The organism is Streptomyces actuosus (assembly GCF_016921115.1).
Taxonomy (GTDB): Bacteria; Actinomycetota; Actinomycetes; order Streptomycetales; family Streptomycetaceae; genus Streptomyces; species Streptomyces actuosus_A.
Genome location: NZ_JAFFZS010000160.1, coordinates 1 through 508, shown reverse-complemented (window position 1 = coordinate 508; position 508 = coordinate 1). Strand labels below are relative to the sequence as shown.

Below are 508 nucleotides of genomic sequence, written 5' to 3'. Positions count from 1 at the left end.
CAAAAATAGCTTTGCAGCAGCTGGTCTACTTCCATTAAATCCAGAAAGAGTGCTAGAGCAACTCAACATTCAACTGAAGACTCCTACACCACCAGGCAGCTGATTAACCAACTCAGTGCCAAAAACACCTTATAATAGCAAGCAATTGGACAAGCAAGCATCTACAATCAAGCAGCTATTAAGACAACGCATAAATAGCCCTTCAACACCTTCAAAAATTGCATTAGACCAACTTATTAAGGGGTGCGGAATGGCTATAAATAATGCTGTTCTTCTTAGCAAAGAAAACCAGGATTTACGTGCTGCACATGAGAAACAGATTCAAAAAAGGACACGATCTAGGAAGCAGATGGCAGTTAAAGAAGGTCTTTCTATTCAGGAAGGCCAGGAGCTTCTGCAAAGTGAGAATCAGGCTGATGTAGCTATATCTACTGCTCTTGCTGAGTCTGCTCCAGAGGCAGAACTCCGCTCTGTACGAGCTCCACCACGGGGTAGTGATTGTCATCTA

General features: G+C 43.1%; 1 protein-coding gene. It reads left to right on the top strand.

Annotation, left to right across the window (positions count from 1 at the left end; translation table 11 throughout):
- Positions 1 to 145 precede the first annotated feature (145 nt).
- Positions 146 to 508: hypothetical protein (locus JS756_RS39010; protein WP_205387462.1), on the top strand; the 363-nt coding region annotated here is incomplete at its 3' end.